This is a genomic window from Paenibacillus sp. FSL R7-0273 (genome assembly GCF_000758625.1).
Classification (GTDB): Bacteria; Bacillota; Bacilli; order Paenibacillales; family Paenibacillaceae; genus Paenibacillus_AQ.
On record NZ_CP009283.1, the window covers coordinates 5106439 to 5128296 of the forward strand.

Here is a 21858-nt window from a genome sequence, read left to right on the forward strand (position 1 = left end):
GTACACTTTCAATTTATTACGGTTTTCATTCAAAACATTTAGCGGGGGCTACTATGGACCATTATGAAGTCATCGAGCGTGCATTAGTCCATATTGAGGACAATCTGGAACAGCCTTTGTCAGTAGCGTCGGTAGCGGACAGCTTCAACATGTCCAAATACTACTTTCACCGGCTTTTTTCGGCCGTAACAGGCTCTTCCTTAAACAACTACATACTCTCCCGCAGATTGAACGCTTCCGTAGCGCTCATTCAATCCGGCGGATGTTCACTGACGGATATTGCGTACCAGCTTAATTTTGGAGCCCAGTCCTCCTTCACCCGCGCTTTTAAAAGACAGTTTGGGATCGCTCCCAGTGCTCTAAAAACGCAAGAAGCAGACATCTCTCCAGTCCCTATTCCCCCGGTGGTCAAAAGACCCCTGAAAAACATCAACGGCGATGTCGTCACCGACTTCACCCTGACGGAGTTCGAATCGATCCGGGTAACGGGGATTGCCTTTGAAGTGGATCTTGCTGAAGATTACAAAACTCAGATCCGCTCGCACTCGGCACAGCTGCTGCAGGCTATTGATACCACGGTAAAAGGCCCTTGCTATGTTATCTATTCCAACTGTCAGCCTGACTCCACCCGGTTCAAGGTACTGTTCGGCATTCCGGCTGACTTCCGGCTTGACGGGCCTTTTTATTTCACGATTGATGTACCACAGCTCTTCTGTGCCAGATTCAAATATTCCGGTGATCTGCTGGATATTGGCGACGTCCTCAAAACGGATTATGCCAGATTTCTAAAGATCTCCAGGCAGGAAACCGAAGACTCCCATATCGAGCTCATCCAGGCGTTTGATGATGTCCACAATCTCCAATCCGCCTACCACATCTATGCACCTGTCAAAAAATTGCCGATTGATACAGTGTCCTGACCCCTCCTGTCTGCTGTAATCACTGCTTTGCTAAATCCAAAGTAACACAGGCGCTGATGATCCACTTTTCAAATCTTGCTGTAATGACAAAAAGCCCTCTATCACTGCCGGAAAGGCAGGATGGAAGGCTTGTTCAGCTCCAAGAGACAGCATTCACTCATTTAATTGTTTATTTTCTTGCCCAGCCATTCTTGCTCCAGAATCCCCATCTCCCACAGATTCCAGAACTCGTTGCCGACTTTGCGCGCTTCCCGGAGCATGCCTTCTTTTACAAACCCCGCCTTCTCGTAGCAGGCAATGGCCGCATAGTTAAAATCAAATACGCCAAGGCTGACTCTGTGTACATTCAGCTGTCCGAATGCGATATCCAGAACCTGCCGGATCATCTGCTGTCCGATGCCAAGCCCCTGTAAATTTTTGTTTCCTACGATTACTTTTCCTATTCTTCCTGATTGATTTGACGGGTCGGGCGTTAAACTGATATGCCCGATGACCTCGTTATTCTCCTCATACACCACCCGGTAGCTTAGTGTATCACTGTTGATATAATGCTCTAATTGTTGATCCGTTAAAGGGTAGCTGAACGTTTTCCCTCCCCACTGCACCATAAACTCCGGCGAATCAATCCAGGCAATTAATTGCTTAAAATCACTGCGTTCGAACGGCTCCAGTCTGATCACAACGTCCCCTCCTCAATGGTATTGGCCCGAGACATGCTCATCGGTGTCCTGCAGCATTTTGGCAAGCAGTACAATCTGTCCGGCGTGATAGCCATAGTGAGCGGATACCTGGACAATCAGACGGCCAATAGTTCTTGTATCATAAGTTTCGCCGGCTATGGCAGCACTCCGGTACATCCGGTTCCAGTCCTCCTGCCCATAACGGATAATCACCTCGCGGGACAAATCGTCCATTGAGACAGCAGACAATACTGCTTCCGATTGTGACCGCGTATTGCGGAGAAGACTTATCAGCTCCTCTTTGGGGATTCCTCCATCCGTTGTGAATTCACGGGTCCGCTCCCGGATGAACGGCCTGTTTCCGATGGCGCTGACAAAGTTCTGATATTCATTGCCTGCCAGATGCAGACAGAGGCTGCCGATGCTGTTCATGGAGTCCTTCGTTTTTGTCCACACCAGCTCATCGTTTAACAGACTCAGGCTCTTCTCAATCCGCTCAAGCTGCTTGTTCATATCTTCTATAACATACTGGATTAGCTCGATCACAAGAATGCCTCCCTCTCTCCGCTATATCATCAGTCCTCATAAACGTTCTAATGCCCTTCAGTCCCTCTATGTAAACTAACCATGATATTAGTTAAGATTGAAAAATTTATCCAACTCGTCACCTATTGTATTTATTTGTTCTATCGAGGTTGCCTCAAATATCGTGAACCCGCTGATATTACTCCTGAAACCTTCCGGGAGCCCGCTATATCTCGATACATCTACACCGATTTCCCGCAGACCCAAGCAATTTTGAAGAATGGATAAATCGCCAACCGGATAGGTAAATTCCTCAAGCTTGCTTAATTCCTCCAGAACAGTCATCTCCGATTCATCTTCCGCCCGAGTGTCTGCTCTGAAAGTCTTTAGATTCTTTAAATCTTTCATAAATCCAAAATGGGGGATCGTCACCTTTTTGAGCTCCAGCTTTTTCAATTTCGTAAGGTTTGAAATGTAGCTTAAATCGCCAGCCGCGAAGTCTTCAAGGCATAATTCTGTCAAGTTTACTAGTTCTCCTATTGTTTTACTGTCAAATGATTCTATCAAAATTAATGCAAGGGATTTTAATTTGGAGATGCTTTTCAGTTTGTGTACATTCTTTAATGTTAATCTTACCAGTGTCAGTTTTCTTAAATCCTCCAGACAAGCTAAGTACTCCAGATCTGACTCTGTAAAAGAGGATCCGCTGATTGCCAGCTGAGTCAGTCCTGTCAGCTTCTTGAGTACTTCATAATTTGCAATGTTATCGGCATGCATAATAAGTTTCTTAAGGTTAGGCATAAGAGTCAGAAACTCCAGTGACACTGACTCGTATCTTTCCGCAAGATAAGGAAGGATCATTACACTTTTCTGTTTGCTCAACATTTCCACAGAAATACAGCCATCTTCAAGCTTATCTGCAAAATGCTCCGCCCAGTATCCGCTAACCGGAATCAAGCTGTTTGGCTCGTTCTCCATGGCCCCTTTCTATATCCTCCTTCCTTCACAACATCCGGTTTGCCTAAAGTCATCCGGAAACGGAAACCCGATTTCTTTTTCGGCCTCAATGATTTGCGCTTCTCTTACTCCCGGATTCAGCAGCTCCTCGACCTCCGGTATGTATGCTCTCAAAGCTTCAATCAGGCTGCATTCTCCATTTTCATTAAATAACGGCATATAACGGCCCCATTCCGCAAATGTAGATTCTATTAGAATAAATCCAATATATCACATAAAAACTAAAGACCCTCCACTCTTTTTTTAGAATGAAGGGTCCTTTCATTTGTCTATATCCCCAGCTCCCGCATCCGCAGCACAACCTGCTCCATCCGCTCCTCAAGCACCGTTTCCCTGAACTTCGGCAGCCGCATTTCGCTCACGATCTGCCCGTCGCACATGAACAGGATACGTTCTGTCTTCGCGGCAATTCTGGCATCATGGGTGACCAGCATCACCGCAGTCCCGGCCTCATTGATTTCGGCGAACAGGCTCATGATGCCCTCGGCAGCCTCCTGATTCAGCGCTCCGGTCGGCTCGTCGCCAAAAAGGATCTGCGGGCTGCCCAGCAGCGCCCGGCAAATGCCTGCCCGCTGCAGCTGGCCGCCGGACACCTGGGTAATGTCCCGCTTTTCAAGGCCTTCAATGCCCGTCTTTTTCATAAGGGTTCTCGCCCGCTCCGTAATCTTCTTCACGTTCTTTCTATGATCACGCATCGCCGGGAGAATGATATTATCCAGCAGGTTCATATTCTTCAGCAGGGTCGGCTGCTGGAACACAAAGCCCATCCGTCTCCGGCGCAGGTCGGCCAGTTCATTCTCTTGAAGTACCCCAAGCTCCCTGCCGTCAAAAAACACCCTCCCACCGTCCACCGTGTCCATTCCGCTCACCGCAAACAGCAGCGTCGATTTGCCCGAGCCGGAAGGACCCATCACCGACACGAACTCCCCCTCGTTAATGCTCACAGACACCCCGTCAAGCACCTTGCGGCGTTCTCCGCCCTGGCCGTAGACCTTTACAATATGTTCAGCTGCTATAATCTTCTTCATCTTTCTGATCTACTCCTTTATATAGCCGGATATGGTGATCTGCCCCGTACCCGATGTACCGATTATAGTGGCGATAAGCACCGGGCCGGCCAGCAGCAGCGGACCGAACAGGTAGGCCGCAAGCGGATCGACCACGAATTTGAAGGAGGCTGCACCGAAGGAGCCGATAAGCGCACCTGCCAAGCCTTCACCGAGTGTGTTCGCCAGAACGGTCCCAAATACAATTCCGGCCACGAGCACAGCTGCCGCACGCGCAAAATACTGTGCTCTAAGGTCAGCATTAGTAAAGCCCAGAGACTTCATGACGGCAATCAGATACTGGTCTTTCGCCACCAGCAGCCGCATAAACAGCACCGTTACCAGCACGCTGATCAGCAGCATCATAACAATCGCTATCCGGGAAGCCGTCCCCACAGAGCTTATGGTCGGGCCGAAGGTCTGCGCAACATACTCCCCGACACCGGATACTTTGGCAAAAGAAAACCGGTCTGCATACTTCTCTGCTGTACCGCCGGCAAGCGCCTTATCATCAAGCTCCGCGTAAATGACGGACCACATCACCTCTCCAGACTGGCTGTCAAAAGCGGCCTTGGCCGTCTTCCCGCCATTGGTAACGTCTGAGTAGATGCCGCATACCGTCAGGTCCAGCAGCCGTCCGCCGGACTTCAGCGTAATGACATCACCCGGCTGCTTGCCGAGCTCATCGGCGTTCATCACGGACAGGGCGATTTCATGGTCAGCTGCAGGCGCTCTTCCCTTAGCATATTCCACAGGGAAAATGGAATGGTCGCCAAGCTCGATCTTGAGTCTCTCCTCTGTTCCATCCTCTTTTAAGGCGGTAAAGCTCTCCGTTGTAAGCACGGCGTACCGGGAAATAGAAGGGTCCTTCTCCATCACCGCAGCCACTTCTGCTGCTTTGGCGGTGATAAGATCCGTCTGCTGGATATCCAGGCGCAGATCGCTGTTGCCTACGCCCATGTAGGTGATGAAGCTTTTGGCAGAAATCGTGTTGTACAGGTTCCGGGGTACGGTGATAACGAATGCGGCAATGATGATTACAGCAAGCATGGTCGCGTACAGGCTTTTCCGGGCAAGCACATCCTTGACTCCGAGAAAAACATTGGTGTTCAGCAGCCGGTTTGCACTCAGCCGCAGCTGCCTGGCTCCCCCTGATTTATCCTGCGTGGTACCGGACCGTACAGCTTCTGCCGCAGAAATGCTCCGGAAGCGTCCAAGCACCCTGTTCACATAGCCGGTAACGGCCAGGAACACAAGTACGACTCCACCCAGTCCGAGCAGCAGGGTCAACAAAGCCTTTTCGTTTCCGCCCATGTACAGCCGGATATTGTCCAGCAGCATACCTCTAAATACTAGCGAAAGGGCATATCCCAGGACACAGCCAAGGGCGGCGATACCCGCGTATTTTACGAGATACAGCTTCTTGATGTCTGAGACGCGCAGTCCAATAGCCTTCATGACGCCGATCTCACGGGTATCCCGTTCCATTGTGGCAAGTAAAGTAAACCGGATGCACATAAAAGCGACAGAAACAACGAGCAGGCTGACCAGCAGAATAATCGCAATCATCAGCCCGTCGGACATGGCATTGAGCATTTTGAACAGTGGGTAGGTGATGGCGGGGCCGTTTGCTTCAAGTCCTGCCGAGGTGTAGTCATTTTTAAAAGCGCCAAGCATGGATAGCTCCTTCAGTCTGAATTCAATCAGATATTCGGTGCTCCCGGAGGATTGGATAGCGGTGTAGTCGTGCCCGCTGACCAGAAATCTTTTGGAGGAGGCCAGCAGGGAGTTCATCTGGGAATCACGGAGAAATCCGGCCACAGTCAATTCTTTTCCGGCAATTACAGCTGTATCTCCGGCCTTGGCGGTCCCGTCCTTCATATAGGCGATTGGCACATACAGCTCCCCCTCAGCCGGCGTTATCACCTTCCCGTCCAGGCCCAGCAGGTAGTCAAATTTGCCGCTCTGTGTGCTGAACCCGTTGTCCTGGACATTGTCCGCCAGCGACTTGCCGCCGATGATAATCCGCGCATTTTCCACATTCACGAATTCAAGCACCTGGAACTCGTCAACCTTACTGTTCTGCTCAGCAAAAGCCGTAAACCGCGTCAGGTCCAGCTCCCCTGAATGCATCTGCATGTAATGCGGCGTCTTCGCCTGCGTCATCAGTGTATCAATGGCTCCCGCAAGATTGACGGTCAGAATGGCCGACAGGGAAACAAGCATAGCGGCAGCGGTGACGAACAATAGGGTGGTTAATGTAATCAGCTTACCTGCGCGCATGTCGTTACGGATTATCCTGTAGTACATGGTTCACCTCCGGTTTCCAGCTTTTTAATGGATTTCAGGTTATATAGAATAACCGCAGCCGCACTTAACAGCAGCCCCGCGAGGATGATCAGAAGTCCGATTCCCCGGCCGCTGCCTGTACCTGTAATCCGGCCCACACTGCCTGCAAGCAGACCCTTGTCTGTCAAAAGCGGAGTGAACACACGGTCAGCGAGCACCCCGGACAGCATATAAGCGGCTATGAAGCCCAGCTGTGACACTAGCCCGATCAGTGACCAGGCCCGGCCCTGCACGGCATTCCTGATATTGGTCCGCAGAAGATAATCCAGGCTGGTATTGGCAAACGGCAGGGTGGCGAAAAAGAAAAATCCGGAAACGCCAAGCAAAAGCACATTTTCCCGTAGCCCGAATAGCGCCATACACAGCCCTCCGCAGAACAGGGACAGCGCCAGGGTCTTTACGAAATTCTTCTTGAGCGGGAGAATGCCGATGAGGATGCTGGATGCCAGCATGCCCAGTGCGATGACCGTTTCAAGCGTACCGAGTGCAGCACTATCGGCAAAAGCCAGAATCATCGGCATCGACAGGGTCTCTATGAATCCGAGGCAAAAGGTCATTACCGATGTCATCATTACCAGCATCAGCACACCTCTGCTTACGGAAACCGCGCTCCAGCCTTCTTTTAGCTCACGGATGAATGAACCGGCCTGTTGTTCCGTCTGCTTGGAAGGAAGCCCCCTGCGCACAGCAAGCGTTGAAGCAACAGTAACCAAAAAAGTGCAGATGTCGATGACCAGCAGCAGCTTCACATCCGACACCAGGAGCAGATAGCCGGCAAGCGCCGGGGAGATGAGGTATTTGGCCGAGCCGGCCACCTGGACGAAACCGCTCGCCCTGGTATACTGCTCCTCCGTCAGCAGATCCGTCACCGTTGCTTTGTACGCCGGATCAAGCAGTGAGGAAAATACCGAGCTAACGGTTACTCCCAGGCAGATCTGCCAAAGCTGCGCTTCACCGCTAAGCAGACAGATCAGAATATAGATGAGCCCGGTTGCAGACAGGCTGTCGCCCAGCATCATTAACAGCCTCCGGTCATAGCGGTCCGCAAGCACGCCGGCAACAGGGCTTAATAAGAGTGAAGGCATAAAGGCCAGCAGAGTAACCAGAGCCATGGCGGATGCCTGCCCGGTCTGCTGATACAGGTACACCCCCAGACCAAAAGCTGTTAGTCCGCTGCCGACTGACGACACAAGCTGTCCCGACCACAGCAGGAGAAACCTGCCGAAGCCCCGCTCCCGGTTACTCATTGCCCGGTTCATCTCCCTCTCCGCCGCCGAACGCCTGCATTACACTCATCAAGCTTCCTTCCTCAGCCCCGAGCAGCCGCTCTACATTGGCGATAAAAGCCAAAATGCGCGACAGCCGTACCTCGTCTGTCATCTCAACCATCTCCTCATCAAAAATGGTGTTCGCATAGATGATAATCATCTCCATACTTTCATACGGGTACTGCGTGTGGAACAATCCCTGCTGAATACCCTCCCGGACAATGGGGGTCAGAATCGGCGGAACACCGTTAACAAGGATCTTCTGGATCTTCTGATGCATCAGCGCATTCTGCGGCCGGTGGATATGCTCCATAATCTCCTTGCTGCTCTCTCCCCCGTTACCGCTGCTGATATTCATAGCCATAACGGCACGGAGAATACGTTCGACGACCGGAATAGTGGTATCCAGGGCAATAGCCTGCGCCGCTCCCAGCATCCTGCTGCTGTACCGCTCAATCAGCGCATCCATAATATCTTCTTTGGATTTGAAGTGATGATACAGCGTGCCCCGGGCAATCCCTACTTTGTTCAAAATATCATTGGTACTCGTTCCGTCGAACCCCTTCTGCCCGAACAGCTCATCCGCAGCGTCGAGGATTTCGTTTCTGCGCGTCTCGGCTTCTTTTACAATTCTCATGGGTGGCTCCTTGTTATGTGGTTGGGTGGTTATTTAGATGATCTCAATTGCTTACCGACCGACTGTCTGTCGGTTATGTGGTAAATAATAACATGATATTCTAGCAATGAAAAGATACATCTCTCACATTTAATAAAAAAAGCAGCCCCCAACTTCAGCGGCCGCTACCCTGGTAACTGTGCGTTTCAAGTCTATTTAGCCGGCTTAACAAGCTCATTATCATGAATATCCAGCAGTGAATACGCATTCTCCACCATTAACCGGTCCTTTTCAAACAGGTGGGTGGCTTTATCATAGATTCCGCTCGTTTTGGCAACATGGTTTAACTGCTCCACCATAAACCTTGAATTGCAAAGACAAATTACCCGCTTGCTGTATATAGTCAGCTCTTGCTGAAAGACACCTGCAAGCTCAGCAATATCAGGAGAATATACAACCGGCTCGCCATCCGAAGCCTTCATGCCCCGGTGATCCACCAGGATGTCCAGCTCATTATTGCCGTATGCCGAACAAATGCCAAAGATGACTGAGGATAAGTAATCCACATCCTTTTTCCCGGAAAACAATCCGTTGACCTGAAAGGCCAGCAGCCTCTTGTCTCTGTCCAGGCTATATTTGAACCGCTCCTTAAAGGGGATGGCAAAATCCTTGGGCTGGTACGCAACAGATGCAGAAAACCGTTCTCCTGAAAAAAAATACTCCAGCGACACCTGCAGGGCAGCGGCAATTTTCCCGATATTCACCAGACTGACATTCCGCTCCCCCCGCTCGACTCCGCTTATGTAGGTCCGGTCAAGTCCTGCACGATAGGCCAATAATTCCTGCGACATCCCGCTGCGGGCCCGTAATTCCTTAATTCTCCGCCCAAACTCGGAGCGAATATCCATTGGCTTCTTCCCCTTCATTCTAGTGTATTTCATTTGAAGATTCAGGCAAGGTGACTTAAAGTCAACAGACCAAATACAGGTTTCCTATTATTCTAACAAATACGCACTATAAGTAATCTATCAACAATGCCGGAGGGCCATTATGCCGTTTATACAGGTTAATGACATTAATATGTATTATCAGCTCTATAATGAAGAGACTTCCGCAGAGACAGCCGTGCTCCTTCATGGGCTTGGACTGAACCTGGAGCTGTGGAAGGACATCACTCCTTTTTTCGAACGGCACTACCGGGTGCTGCTTCTGGATCTGCGGGGACATGGCAGAACCGAAAGAGGGACCCCGGCCCTTAGCTGGAATCTCTTTGTTGAGGATATCCATGATTTACTGCAGCTGCTGAAAATAGAGCACGTTCATTTCATAGGACATGGCTTTGGAGGAAACCTGGCAATTAAGTACAGCCTGCTGCACAAGGAGAAGGTTAAAAGCCTGTCACTGCTTGCCGCTCCTGCATTTTATCCGCAAAAATCAATCCATGCACTGATTCGTAGACGCAGGCAATTAACCAGCAGCGGCTCTATGCTGCCGCTTGCCCACAGCATGGTTAAGGGGATCACCCTGGAACCTTCCGGCAGCCGCCTTTTTGATGCAATCGTCAAATCCTTTACCCTGGTTTCCCCTGAAACCTACTTTGAGATATTTAATCTGTATCTGGCCTCACCGCCTAACGGAGACTTTGATTCACTGACCCACCCTACCCTGTCGTTAGTCGGGTCTCATGACCCTCTTTTTCTGACTTCCTATACTCTATCTTCAAGGCTGCTGCTTAAAACACAGCTGTTAATTGTTCCGCATTCCTCCAATGCTGTCTTTATCGACCAGCCCAAGCTGACCTTTGAATGGATACATGATTTTATCTCCGGCCCGCCGCTGGAAACACATGATTATTGTTCCCTTGAGAGCGAAGCGGCTGAACAGGTCATCCATTATATTCATGATATTTATGAGGAGGGTCTCTATAGATTAGAGTCTTTAGAGGTGATACAGGTTGATCTGCTTGAGCCTGCGGAATCTAAACCATCCATTCTAATTACGGATAAGGAATAAGTCTCCCTTCGCGGAAGCGTCAAATCTGATGTATTGGCGTTAAAAGGTAATCTGAGGAAAGCGCATTTAGAGCAGGAATACAGAACCTCGCTGGAGAATCAGATTGTAAATTTGGCCAAAGAAGCAGCTGCATTAGAAATAGAGGCAGGCAACATTCAGAGCAGCCTGCAGTTCCTAAATGCAGCGTTAAGATATCATCCTGAGGATGAGTAACTGTAATTGATCCCTCAGTCCATATTGATTTGCTCCCGCAGCCTCTCAACAGCACTAGCAATAATCTTCGCATGATCAAAAGCCAGGCCTTCACTCGACTCTATGGTGTATTCGACTGACTTCGAGTACAGCCTGGCTGTTACAGTCCGTTCAATAACCGCTGTTAGCTCCCCGCCGTCGCTGCTAAGCTTCAGCTCAACCTTACCAGTTTGGATGCAGCCCTTATCCAGCCACTCTATGTTCTCCGTCAGCTGCCGGTAGCTCACCGTAAACCAGGCAGCGTCTTCGGCATCGTCTCCTGCCTGTACCTGCAGCCGGCTGGTGTCTATGAGCGCAATATAGCTGCAGCTTATCACCCAGGTGCGCGGGTCACGTCCAACATCTGAGAAGACGCCCAGCTGCTCCGCATAGACATCGTTCAAGCCGGTCTCCTCGTACAGCTCCCGCGCAGCAGCCTGATCTGCCGTCTCATCCGGCTGCACGAAGCCGCCCGGCAGCGCCCATTGTCCCAGGAACGGGTGCCCTCCCCGGCGGATGAGCAGAAGACGCAGCTCTTGTTCAGCAAGCTTATGTCCTTCATCCTCCAAGCCTGTGACCGCAAAAATCACCATATCCGCTGCCACCGAAGGCCGTTCATAATCCCCCGGCCGGTATTGCTCCAAATATTCACGCTCCGTAAGTCCATTACGATCCACTAGTCCCACTGTTGTCCGCCCCCTCATTTATCTGCTGCTGCTAAGCCTGCCCGCCAAAATAATTGCTGTAAGGCTCAAACTCCGCCAGCACCTCATCTACTCTGCGCATCCGCTCCTCAAGGCTTCCTCTAAGTGTAATGTAAGGAATCCGCCGGGCCTGCAAATCCGCGATAATCTGCTTATGAAACACATGCCGCTTCTGATCCCCGCTGCGGTCCCACGTATCATCGTAGGGAATATCGTCATCGCACAGGAAAAACAGATCGTACCGCTGCGTATTCTCCAGCGCGAGCCGGGTCAGCAGCCCAGGTGCACGCCCGTGATAATCCAGAGCATACATATACGTGGTGATCGCATTGGTATCGACAAAAAGATACCGGTCCGCCGCAAGCAGCGCCTGTTCCTCACGCTCCAAATGGCCCAGGGCAATTTCGTCAAAAGCCTCAAGTCCGATCCGGCGGTCCACCTGATGCTCTGCCCAGTAATCCCGTCCATACTCACTGGCGTAAGCCGTCCGGTGCCGCCGGGCCAGCGCCTCGGTAATGGTGGATTTACCGGTGGACATTGCTCCCACAAATACCACTTTGGTAATTAAATCCCTGTACACAAGGTCACTAACGTAATCCCGGTATTTATACGGATCAGAACGGACCATTGTGGCCGATACAGGCACCTTCTCACGTGCCTCATCCACCCGCCGGTCTGCTGCACCAAGGGCAATGCTCATATGCTTGCCGTAGAACTCGCTGGAATAGAAATGGGTCACCTGCTCGCCTTTTAACAATCCCAGGATATACTGCTCTTCACGGATCTCATGCTCCCTGTCGTCGGAATAGCCGTCCGGACCGTCCCAGGCCTCAATGACCCGGACCGCCCGATAGAGCGTACGGATCCAGCCAGCCCTAATCTGCAAGGGAATAGGAGAAACAGCCGTTTCATAAACCACCACAATGAGCTCATCGACCTCCTGCAGCGCCGCTTCAATCATATACTGATGCCCTTTATGCAGCGGGGCGAACTTGCCCAGTGTTAATCCAAGTGTCTTCATGCCAGCGCCTCCTTAGCACCTTTGTTCCAGTTATAGTAGCCGTATGCCGCGTTGAGCAGATAGGCACTCCACATGACGATCATCAGCGGGCCTTCACTGCTCCCATCCGCCGTCCGGATACCCCACAACAGCACAGTGAACATATTGAGCACAATATAGACCAGCCACTGCTCCTTGAATCTGCGCACCATCAGAATAGTAGCCACGACCGATAAAACCGTTGTTAAAGCATCAATATACGGCGAGTTCTGCCCCGGAATAAACGACAGCCCAAACCCCAGCAGCAGAAACCCGGAGATACAGACCGTGCCTACCAGCAGCATGCCTCTAATCTCCATCTGCCGCATCGTCAGCTTGCCGCCTTGGAAATTCTTTCTCCACATGTAGAAGCCGACGATATTCATCGGGACAAAAAACAGCAGATTCAGCATCACTTCCCCGAACAATCCATTATTATAGGCCAGATAAGCATAGCCGAACGTGTTATACATGCCAAATACATAACTCATAAGCTTCCCCTTCGCCGTTAGCACCACACACAGCACCCCGGTGATAAAAACCGTGAAGCCAAATAATGAATCCTTGGATATAAACGTAAAAAGAACTCCTATTGCCGTAAATACAACCAGCCAGACGATTTCAAACCACTTCCAGTTTCCCGTAGCCTTGCCCATGCTGCATCCCTCCGTTTAATCGATTACTGGAAAATAACACTTATTAACTTTTTGATAATTTCATTTTGTTAATATCAATTTAGCAGAGGCTCCCTCAGAATGCAAGGAACATTTTCCAGCAGCTGCTCGTGACAGCTTCCAGGCAAAATAAAACGGCCGCCGTCCCGGGCAAAACCCTGAGGACGAAGGCCGCTTACCTTTTTATTCAATTGTTCAAATAAGTCCAGGACAGAAACACACAAATGGCTGCAGCTCCAAAAAAGATAACAGCAAGCCGGGTATTCGATCTGAATTTGATCCCGTATGCCCCAAAAAAGATGGCGGCGGCTACTTTGGCGATACTCTGATAATAGCCGTGATCTGCAAAAAACGAACTGCTGAACACGACCGTTGCAAGCAGAGAAGCAATAATTAGAATCTTAAACCACAGGGGCTCCCACAAAAATTGCTTATACATCCCGATAATTCTCTGCATCGATAGTCAGCCCCTTATGTGTTTATGCATTTATTCCAGCATACCATCCATACCTTCAGCCGTCATCTGATTCTGAAGCGCTTATCCGGGAAGGTTATATAAGTCTCCATAAGGAATATTAACATATACATTATGAATATCGGAGTTGACCCAAATGGAGGCTATATCAGCAGAGGAAATGATCCTGGATGATCTAATAAAAAACCTTTCATCGTTTATTCGCTTTGAATGTAATTGAAACGACCTCAATCAAACGGGGCTGGCTAAACTTAAAATGGAAAGTTACGACTGAGGCAGGAGAGTTTTTACTTAAACAATATAACAAAGAAAGATATAAATTATTTAACCCTGAGGAGCTATTATTTGCATTCTCTCAGCAGATCAGATTGCATGACCAAGGCCTGGTGTGCCCCAAACTGTTATCCCATAATGAAGGTATTTTGCTTGAATCGGATAACGGCGAGCTCTTCATGGTGATGGAATATTGTCAGGGCCAATTAATACCACCAGGTAAGACCAATGCCCGCCAAATATACGATTTAGGCCGGGCAACAGGAAAAATGCACCGAATTTTAAATGACGGGACACTTGGCCTTAATAATAGTCCGCAATTTATTCCTCCAAGCCGCGAGGAGCGATTAGCACATTGGAGTTTAGTCAGGGAAAAGACTAGAGAAGCTGGTAAACCTCAGCTGCTTGCTGATATAGAAACTCAAATTAAGGCTACTGAAGAAATGGATGTAGAAATACTTGATTTCCTTCAGGCAGGATGGGCACATCGTGACCTTTGGGCAGATAATCTTTTATTTAATGACAACGGATTAACAGCAATTCTAGATTTCGATCGGCTAAAGTATGATTATCCGCAATTGGATGTAGCCCGTGCTGTAATATCATGTGCCTTAGATGATCATTTAGATGTCTCTCTGGCTTCAGCATTTATGGAAGGGTACAGCGAGGAACGGAACGTGGCAGAGGGCTATTTAACGTATTCATTACAGTTGTTGTGGTATATGGAAAGCACATGGTGGATTCATGCTAATATGGATCAGCATAGTGTACCGCCAACCCGCTTCGCTAAGGAAATGATTTGGCTTGCTGAAAACCAAAAAAACATACCTGCTTTATTAGGAAATATGTAGTCAATTAAAAAATAAAGAGCATTCAGGTTAATGAAACCCCGCAGTTATTCTGGCGTATGACCCTTAATTATATTTTTCCAACACGGCTCATGCGGAGGTGAACTTGACTGGAGCATTTTTATGACCTGTTTCAACTGGCACTCTCGATCGCCCTCTTCTCTTCCTTAGTATTACTTCCATTCACCTACTATTGTTCACCTAAGATACACCGGGATCATGAAATGGCTGCAGCCGGTTCAGCCTGGTATGTGGCCGACAGACTAACGCAGGTGAGTGGTATTCAGCGGTGGATCGTCCGTATCGCCCGGCGTAGAGAAGCACCGGCTGAAGAAGACCACCGTCCTTCCCCATATTGATATCCATACATTCAATTAGGGAGGACAACAATGAAAAAGATTCGTTTGCTCCAAAAATGGGCCAAGCCCCTTCTCGTCCTGCTGACCGGGCTGATTCCGGTCCTTGTGCTCAGCGGGTGTTCAGCAGCATCCCCAACAGATCCGATTCATGCTGATTCGGCAGGAATATTTGATCACTTTTTGATTTATCCCTTTTCGCTCATGATCAAATTCTTCGCGGATGCCTTTCACGGAAACTACGGACTATCGATCGTGCTGATGACCCTGATCATCAGGCTTGCGATTATGCCGCTCATGATGAACCAAACTAAAAAACAGACGAACATGAAAGAAAAGATGGCCGTGCTGCAGCCGGAATTAACTGCACTCAATGAAAAGTATAAGAACGATAGCAGTGCGGATGCAAAAAAACAACAGCAAGCCGAGATGCTGCAGCTGTACCAGAAGCATCAATTTAATCCCCTGGGCATGGGATGTTTACCGATGCTGCTCCAATGGCCGATCACGCTCGCATTCTATTACGCCATCCGCCGTACCCCGGAGATTGCAGCCCACGATTTTTTGTGGTTCAACCTGGGGACAGCCGATATGATTCTGCCGCTGATTGCCGCTGCTGTGTATTACATTCAGTTCCGGGTTGCTCAATCCGCTTCAGCGCAGCCTCAGCAAAATCAAAATAGCCAAATGGCGTTCCTCGGATTGCTGTCACCGGTCATGATGGGTGTATTTTCTTATCAGATGCCCGCCGCTTTACCATTGTATTGGGCAGTTGGCGGCATATTCATTATCGTGCAGACGATTATACTTAATAAAATGTATACTAAGCCTAATGTAGCGAAACAGAATCTAAGTTAACGGCTTTTCACGCTGAATTCTCAGACTGGCTCCATACAAAAGCGGCTGTCCGGACATCCTTTTCATGTCTCCGGCAGCCGCTGTTTTCTTTTTAAAATGTATTATTCAGTAGTAAACTTTATCTCGTAGCTGCCCTTCGCGCTTTTTCCGGTGATAATAAACTTGTAGGCTCCATCCTTGTCTGCCTCAATCCTTTCACTTCCTGCTTCACCCGTATTGAAGTCCTTAACCAGCTCACCATCGGGATCGTATAGCTCTATCGTCAGCTCTCCCTTTTCCACCTTGGACTTATAATCAACAGCAAGCGTCTCCCCGCTTTTGAGCTTAACCTTCTTATCGTCCGTACCGCTGAACAGCTTATAGGAGGCCTTAACTTTAGAGCCGGATTCAGAACCTACGAACATTAGCTTTTTATCACAGGCGGTCAGCAGCATTGCCAGCACCAGCATCAGCATTACCGGCACAATCCATTTTTTCTTCATCTCTTGACACTCCTTATGGGTGGATTAAGTTGCCGCAGTGAGGGCACTGCACGGGGTTATTGCCCGGATCAGCCGCCGCAGGAGTATGCTGCTGTCTGCGGGCAAATAAATATAGAAGAAGTCCAATAAAGTTGGGAATATAAATGACGGCCAGCATCCACAGCCATGGATTCATTTTTCTCCTGGAAGCATCTTTATAGATGAACACTGCAATAAGCACATTCAAGGCTATATACAGCAGCATAAGCCCTGCAATCACCGTGAGCCAGCCATAGTCATCCTCAAATACCTCTTGTATTGAAGGAGCCATTACAATGAAAACTGCCCCAAATCCCAATACGACAATCGTTGTAAACGCCCAAAAAATAAACCTTTCAAGCCCTGCCCGTTTCTTCATAGTACTCCCTTCTGAAAAAGATATAGTCCGCATAATCTAATTCACCGAAGCCTCCAAAGAGCCACCGGAAACGTTGTAAACCAAGAGGATTGCTGCAATGACCTCAAATAAGGCAAACACCAGCAATATAACTATTTTCCAGAAAACAAAGAGCGGGCTGGCCAGCAGAAACACTCCCAGAATAAGCGCAACAATGATATTCAGTGCAGCTGCGCTGATTAAAATACCGATGGGCTGGCTGTCATTGATTCTCCGGAGTGTGCCGGCAACCAGCTGAGCCGGTGCGGCTACAGGTGCGTTGAAGTATTCTTTTAACAGCTGCTCATTTTCCATTGGCTCATTCATACACTCGCTCCCCCATTGCTGCTTTCAGCAGTTTTTTCCCTTGATTCAGTCTGGACTTCACGGTCCCCAGCGGCACATCAAGCACCTCTCCGATACTTTCATAGCTGAATTCTTCATAATAAAACAAAATTAACGGGGCAAGATAACGCTTGGGTAGCGTACGCAGGCATTGCTCAAGGTACAGAACCTCTTCTTTTTTTACGAGAAAATCTTCTGTTAACGGTGAGGCATCTCTGGGTTCCTTCATTCTGCTGTTGTCGTCCATCCAGGCCAGCGTCAGGCGTTCACGCAGCTTTTTCCATTTCCGGTACCGGTCCTTATGGATATTGACGGCCACCTGAAACAGCCAGGCTTTGAACGGCCGCTCCGGATCGTACTTCTCCAGCTTGCGGAGCACACGTACCCATACCTCCTGAAATAAATCCTCTGCCTCCTGCCGGTCCAGAGAAAGGTGACAGCAAAACCGGAATAAATCATCCCTGTACCGGTCAATTAATTGTGCGAGCGCCGCCTGCTGTCCAGATCTATAGCTATCTACAAGCTGTCTGTCGCTAATCATTCTCCCCCTCCGTCTGCTCTGTCATCTTACATTACGAATCATCAGGAGACTTTGTTCGAAATTTCACAAGAAAAGTTGTGTGCTTAGACAGCACGCTCTCTTATGGTGCATTGTTCATACATTCTACACAATTGCCGGGGCCGTTGCAGGGTAATTTATTATGGAGTCTATTCTGTGTTGTACTCTCTTCTTATGAACGACTTGTGAACTTGAGAATGTGCGCTTGACAAATAATAATTTCTAGATGATAATAATTATCAATAAAGAAATGCTATTCAATAGCAAATCAAAAAAGCCGCATTTATGCAGGCACACCTTAGGAGGAAAATTAATATGTCCCTGATTGGAAAAGAAGTACTGCCGTTCAAAGCATCTGCCTACCACAATGGAAGCTTCATCGATGTGTCCGAAGCTGATTTCAAAGGTAAATGGAGCGTAGTTTGCTTCTACCCTGCAGATTTCACTTTCGTATGTCCAACTGAGCTGGAAGACATGCAGAACGAATACGAAACTTTGAAGAGCCTGGGTGTTGAGGTGTACTCTGTTTCTACCGATACCCACTTTACACATAAAGCATGGCACGATAGCTCCGAAGCCATCGGCAAAATCACATACATCATGATCGGTGATCCGTCCCACACCATCTCCCGCAACTTCGATGTTCTGATTGAAGAAGCCGGTATGGCTGACCGCGGTACCTTCATCATTGACCCTGACGGCGTAATTCAGGCTGTCGAAATCAATGCAGACGGCATCGGCCGTGATGCCAGCATCCTGGTCAACAAGATCAAGGCTGCACAGTACGTTCGTAACAACCCAGGTGAAGTATGCCCGGCCAAATGGCAGGAAGGCAGCACAACCCTGAAACCAAGCCTTGACCTCGTAGGCAAAATCTAAGGAGCGGATGAATAATGGCGCTTGATGCGGATATCAAAGCACAATTAGCGCAGTATCTTCAGCTCATGGAGGGCGAGGTACTGCTGAAGGTCAGCGCCGGAGACGACAGCGTTTCGCAAGAAATGCTGTCTCTGGTGAATGAGCTGGCCGAAATGTCGGCCAATATCAAAGTAGAACATACTGCACTTCCGCGCACGCCAAGCTTCAGCGTGAATCGTCCGGGCGAAGATACCGGCGTTACCTTTGCTGGCGTACCGCTCGGCCATGAATTCACCTCACTGGTGCTGGCCCTGCTGCAGGTAAGCGGCAGAGCTCCAAAGGCGGAGCAGGCGACTATTGATCAGATCAAGGGCCTCAAGGGTGAATACCACTTCGAGACCTATATCAGCCTGACCTGCCACAACTGCCCGGATGTGGTACAGGCGCTCAACCTGATGAGCGTACTTAACAGCGGCGTAACCAGTACTATGATCGATGGTGCTGCTTTCAAGAGCGAAGTTGAGAGCAAGGATGTTATGGCGGTACCGTCCGTCTACCTGAACGGCGAGTTCTTTGGCAGCGGCCGGATGACCGCGGAAGAAATTCTCGCTAAGCTGGGTACCGGACCGGATGCTTCCGAATTATCCGACAAGGCACCATTTGATGTACTGGTGGTTGGCGGCGGTCCTGCCGGCGCGAGTGCGGCTATCTATGCCGCCCGTAAAGGGATCCGCACCGGTATCGTCGCTGAGCGCTTCGGCGGCCAGGTTATGGAGACGATGGGCATTGAGAACTTCATCGGTACGAAGTACACCGAAGGTCCGAAGCTCGCTGCGAGCCTGGAGGAGCACGTGAAGGAATACGAGATCGATGTGATGAAGACTCTGCGGGCCAAGCGCCTGGAGAAGAAGGAACTCATCGAAATCGAGCTGGAGAACGGTGCCGTGCTGAAGAGCAAGACGGTTATCCTCTCTACTGGCGCCCGCTGGCGTAATGTGGGGGTTCCAGGCGAAGCCGAGTTCAAGAACAAAGGCGTAGCGTACTGCCCGCACTGTGACGGCCCGCTCTTCACCGGCAAGCATGTTGCCGTAATCGGCGGCGGCAACTCCGGTATCGAAGCGGCGATTGACCTGGCGGGTATCGTCAGCCATGTAACCGTTCTGGAATTCATGCCTGAGCTGAAGGCAGACTCTGTGCTTCAAAAGCGTCTGTACAGCCTGCCTAACGTAACCGTGCATAAGAACGTTCAGACCAAGGAAATTACAGGCACTGACAAGGTGAACGGCATTACCTTTATCGAACGCGACACCGGTACGGAGCAGCATGTTGAGCTTGAAGGTGTATTCGTCCAAATCGGCCTTGTGCCGAACACCGACTGGCTTGCGGATTCACTGGAGCGTACCCGCTTCGGCGAAATCGTCGTCGACAGCCACGGTGCAACCAGCATTCCGGGTGTGTTCGCCGCAGGCGACTGCACCAACAGCCCGTTCAAGCAGATCATCATCTCCATGGGCTCCGGCGCAACCGCCGCCCTGGGTGCATTCGATTATCTGATCCGCAATTAATCCGGCATTATAAATAACCGGTTCTGCAGTTTACCCCCATGGGCTGCGGAACCGGTTTTAATTTTGTGTAGCTTTTTGTAGTCAGATATCCTTTCTGAGATGTCGGACGGTATGATGCGGTATGAGCGTATCAATGATTACAACAGCATCACCATCCCGATTACATCCGAAAAATTAGCTAAGCAATGTACCGTAATCCCCAGCTTGTAGGAATCTTTTTTGCGTACAATATAAAACAATGGAAGAAAAGCAACGATTCTTGCGATGATCAGCCAAGGCGACCAGACATGATATACTGCAAACAAAATAAGATTCAGCAGTACACCATAGTTCCCCAGCCAATTCATACGTGCGAGTAAAAAGCCCCGAAAATAGAGCTCCTCCGTTACCGGTCCTATAAGCGTAAAAAAGAAAAAACTCACGGCTATGGTCAGAAGAATTTCATTACGGCTGAAGGTGCTCATATCCTGATTGTAGTTAAATCCGTGTGGAATCCAACTAAATACCGTATTCAATAGGTAGCCGGATAATGGGCTCAGTGCAAGCATGAGGACTCCTGTCAGTACCAGGAGCACAGCTGTGTATAGGAAATAGCTCTTACCCTCCAGCTTACTTTTCAGTCCGAGGATTCTAAATATATTGAAGCTGCCCGTTTCCTTTCTGGCCACATACAATAAACAGCCCCACTGAATCGGCACAATAGAAATGACACCAGCCAAACCCAGCGTAATGATTCTGGGATACTCAGATAGAATCTCTGCTTTCAGTAAAAGAATATAAAGTAAGCCCAACAACGCCCCCGGTAATACATGCAGCCAGATAAGCATACCGATGCTTCTGATCTGTTTGATATTATCCATGTCCCGTTCCTCCCATAATTCAGTTCCTCTACAATCTAAACTATGGGACTGTCCCAAGGTCAATACGCAGCTGAGCTCAGCTTACTCAACAGGGATATAAACTTCCAGATAAGTCCTTAATCTTCCTTCACTGTGACCCACTGATAACATGCCTATGATGGCTGTACCTTGCGGTTTATAATGATTGTCCTTCATCCATGATTGACTTTTTAAAAAGTGATGCTCCAGCAGATGGTCATCTTGCGACTTATCTTCAAGGATGGTATACACGCACCTGTCATACTGTACAAGCTTTCGCGCTCCCGCTGCCCTGCCGTCTTCGACTGCTTTAGTAACCAGCATGCTGCCGGACTGTATCCCCTCTTCATCGAACGTGATAAGCCGCTTCAAGCTTTTGAAGATCGGCTCATCCTCAAGTATCTCCCTGTTATTATGTATAGTTTTAAATTCCTCATAAGCCCTGAAATCGGATAATTGTCCCAAGATCTCGACTGGTGCCATAGATCTGAGCGAATAACAGTTTAAGTTCTTTTCAATATCGAGCAAATGCTGTTTTGCTTCCGCAATCCGCTTGGCTATATGGCTCATTCTCGCTATTTCTGTTACCACTGCTTCGTATTTCTCATTTAGAATATTTTTGATGCTAGCCGTATCGCTGTCCATATGGAGCTTCCGGATTGTTTTGAAATCCAGATCCAACGACCTGTAGTACTCAATGGCCAGAGCGTTATCAATATCATCCGAATCATATTGCCTATAATGGTTACAGCCATTTTGTACAGGCTTGATAATCTCTTTCTCCTCATAATATCTCAGCTTATCTTTGGATATCCCCAGGATCTCTGCAATCTGACCGATAGTGTACATGGGCTTCCTCCTTCT

The 21858-nt window shown here is 49.1% G+C and carries 22 protein-coding genes and 2 pseudogenes; 6 read left to right on the forward strand and 18 right to left on the reverse strand.

Going from position 1 to position 21858, the window contains the following annotated elements:
• The first annotated feature begins 53 nt into the window (after positions 1–53).
• Positions 54–920: a helix-turn-helix transcriptional regulator gene (locus tag R70723_RS22130; protein ID WP_039875432.1), complete on the forward strand. Its 867-nt coding sequence runs from the start codon at positions 54–56 to the stop codon at positions 918–920.
• Between the two features lie 161 nt (positions 921–1081).
• Here R70723_RS22130 and R70723_RS22135 read toward each other — a convergent pair whose 3' ends face one another.
• The 8 genes from R70723_RS22135 to R70723_RS32605 all read right to left on the reverse strand — a co-directional run bounded on the left by R70723_RS22135 (position 1082) and on the right by R70723_RS32605 (position 9329).
• Complete coding sequence (locus tag R70723_RS22135; RefSeq protein ID WP_039875435.1) at positions 1082–1600, reverse strand: GNAT family N-acetyltransferase; 519 nt, start codon at positions 1598–1600, stop codon at positions 1082–1084.
• 12 nt (positions 1601–1612) lie between these two features.
• Positions 1613–2146 (reverse strand): DinB family protein, encoded by a 534-nt coding sequence (locus tag R70723_RS22140; protein WP_039875437.1) that lies wholly within the window; start codon positions 2144–2146, stop codon positions 1613–1615.
• An 87-nt stretch (positions 2147–2233) separates the two neighbouring features.
• A complete protein-coding gene (locus R70723_RS22145) occupies positions 2234–3103 on the reverse strand; it encodes a hypothetical protein (RefSeq protein WP_052421423.1) in 870 nt (289 codons plus the stop codon).
• A 308-nt stretch (positions 3104–3411) separates the two neighbouring features.
• Complete coding sequence (locus R70723_RS22155) at positions 3412–4170, reverse strand: ABC transporter ATP-binding protein (protein WP_039875442.1); 759 nt, start codon at positions 4168–4170, stop codon at positions 3412–3414.
• A 9-nt stretch (positions 4171–4179) separates the two neighbouring features.
• Complete coding sequence (locus R70723_RS22160; RefSeq protein ID WP_039875444.1) at positions 4180–6498, reverse strand: ABC transporter permease; 2319 nt, start codon at positions 6496–6498, stop codon at positions 4180–4182.
• The gene (locus R70723_RS22165) at positions 6483–7784 is read right to left on the reverse strand and encodes an MFS transporter (protein WP_039875446.1); all 1302 of its coding nucleotides are present in this window, start codon (positions 7782–7784) and stop codon (positions 6483–6485) included. Before R70723_RS22165 ends, R70723_RS22160 begins: the two co-directional genes overlap by 16 nt.
• Entirely contained in the window at positions 7777–8442 is a 666-nt protein-coding gene (locus tag R70723_RS22170) for a TetR/AcrR family transcriptional regulator (protein WP_039875448.1), read from the reverse strand. The genes R70723_RS22165 and R70723_RS22170 overlap by 8 nt, the downstream gene beginning before the upstream one ends.
• Before the next feature lie 191 nt (positions 8443–8633).
• On the reverse strand, positions 8634–9329 hold the full coding sequence (locus R70723_RS32605) for a helix-turn-helix domain-containing protein (protein WP_063837769.1): 696 nt from the start codon (positions 9327–9329) through the stop codon (positions 8634–8636).
• A 142-nt stretch (positions 9330–9471) separates the two neighbouring features.
• On the opposite strand from R70723_RS32605, the gene R70723_RS32265 reads away from it, so the two are divergent.
• Positions 9472–10434, forward strand: a complete 963-nt coding sequence (locus R70723_RS32265) for an alpha/beta fold hydrolase (RefSeq protein WP_052421424.1) — start codon at positions 9472–9474, stop codon at positions 10432–10434.
• A gap of 236 nt (positions 10435–10670) precedes the next feature.
• Here the strand turns inward: R70723_RS32265 and R70723_RS22190 are convergent.
• From R70723_RS22190 to R70723_RS22205, 4 genes and pseudogenes are all read right to left on the reverse strand, one after another.
• Positions 10671–11351, reverse strand: a pseudogene (locus R70723_RS22190) (NUDIX domain-containing protein); the annotation flags it as partial.
• A gap of 31 nt (positions 11352–11382) precedes the next feature.
• Positions 11383–12390, reverse strand: a complete 1008-nt coding sequence (locus tag R70723_RS22195) for an AAA family ATPase (protein ID WP_039875453.1) — start codon at positions 12388–12390, stop codon at positions 11383–11385.
• Positions 12387–13064 carry a nicotinamide riboside transporter PnuC gene (gene pnuC / locus R70723_RS22200; RefSeq protein WP_039875456.1) on the reverse strand — a complete coding sequence of 226 codons (678 nt, stop codon included), beginning with the start codon at positions 13062–13064 and terminating at the stop codon, positions 12387–12389. The genes R70723_RS22195 and pnuC overlap by 4 nt, the downstream gene beginning before the upstream one ends.
• A 205-nt stretch (positions 13065–13269) precedes the next feature.
• Complete coding sequence (locus tag R70723_RS22205) at positions 13270–13539, reverse strand: hypothetical protein (RefSeq protein ID WP_039875459.1); 270 nt, start codon at positions 13537–13539, stop codon at positions 13270–13272.
• Positions 13540–13693: 154 nt separating this feature from the next.
• Between R70723_RS22205 and R70723_RS31685 the strand changes: the two are divergent.
• Both R70723_RS31685 and yidC read left to right on the forward strand, forming a co-directional pair.
• Positions 13694–14681 (forward strand): annotated as a pseudogene (locus tag R70723_RS31685) (phosphotransferase).
• Positions 14682–15067: 386 nt separating this feature from the next.
• Positions 15068–15892: a membrane protein insertase YidC gene (yidC, locus tag R70723_RS22215; RefSeq protein WP_047171201.1), complete on the forward strand. Its 825-nt coding sequence runs from the start codon at positions 15068–15070 to the stop codon at positions 15890–15892.
• 101 nt (positions 15893–15993) lie between these two features.
• Here the strand turns inward: yidC and R70723_RS22220 are convergent, their stop codons facing one another.
• The 4 genes from R70723_RS22220 to R70723_RS22235 are packed head-to-tail and all read right to left on the reverse strand — an operon-like array spanning position 15994 to position 17675.
• The gene (locus R70723_RS22220; RefSeq protein WP_039875460.1) at positions 15994–16374 is read right to left on the reverse strand and encodes a hypothetical protein; all 381 of its coding nucleotides are present in this window, start codon (positions 16372–16374) and stop codon (positions 15994–15996) included.
• Between the two features lie 13 nt (positions 16375–16387).
• Positions 16388–16771 (reverse strand): PLDc N-terminal domain-containing protein, encoded by a 384-nt coding sequence (locus R70723_RS22225; protein WP_039875462.1) that lies wholly within the window; start codon positions 16769–16771, stop codon positions 16388–16390.
• Between the two features lie 36 nt (positions 16772–16807).
• Positions 16808–17116: a hypothetical protein gene (locus R70723_RS22230; RefSeq protein ID WP_039875464.1), complete on the reverse strand. Its 309-nt coding sequence runs from the start codon at positions 17114–17116 to the stop codon at positions 16808–16810.
• Positions 17109–17675, reverse strand: a complete 567-nt coding sequence (locus R70723_RS22235; protein WP_039875467.1) for an RNA polymerase sigma factor — start codon at positions 17673–17675, stop codon at positions 17109–17111. Before R70723_RS22235 ends, R70723_RS22230 begins: the two co-directional genes overlap by 8 nt.
• A 333-nt stretch (positions 17676–18008) precedes the next feature.
• Here R70723_RS22235 and ahpC point away from each other — a divergent pair, with 333 nt between their 5' ends.
• Positions 18009–18572 carry an alkyl hydroperoxide reductase subunit C gene (gene ahpC, locus R70723_RS22240; RefSeq protein WP_039875469.1) on the forward strand — a complete coding sequence of 188 codons (564 nt, stop codon included), beginning with the start codon at positions 18009–18011 and terminating at the stop codon, positions 18570–18572.
• 14 nt (positions 18573–18586) lie between these two features.
• The gene (gene ahpF, locus R70723_RS22245; protein ID WP_039875470.1) at positions 18587–20116 is read left to right on the forward strand and encodes an alkyl hydroperoxide reductase subunit F; all 1530 of its coding nucleotides are present in this window, start codon (positions 18587–18589) and stop codon (positions 20114–20116) included.
• A 137-nt stretch (positions 20117–20253) separates the two neighbouring features.
• Here the strand turns inward: ahpF and R70723_RS22250 are convergent, their stop codons facing one another.
• Positions 20254–20976: a CPBP family intramembrane glutamic endopeptidase gene (locus tag R70723_RS22250; protein ID WP_039875472.1), complete on the reverse strand. Its 723-nt coding sequence runs from the start codon at positions 20974–20976 to the stop codon at positions 20254–20256.
• An 81-nt stretch (positions 20977–21057) separates the two neighbouring features.
• Entirely contained in the window at positions 21058–21843 is a 786-nt protein-coding gene (locus R70723_RS22255) for a MerR family transcriptional regulator (RefSeq protein ID WP_039875474.1), read from the reverse strand.
• Positions 21844–21858 lie beyond the last annotated feature (15 nt).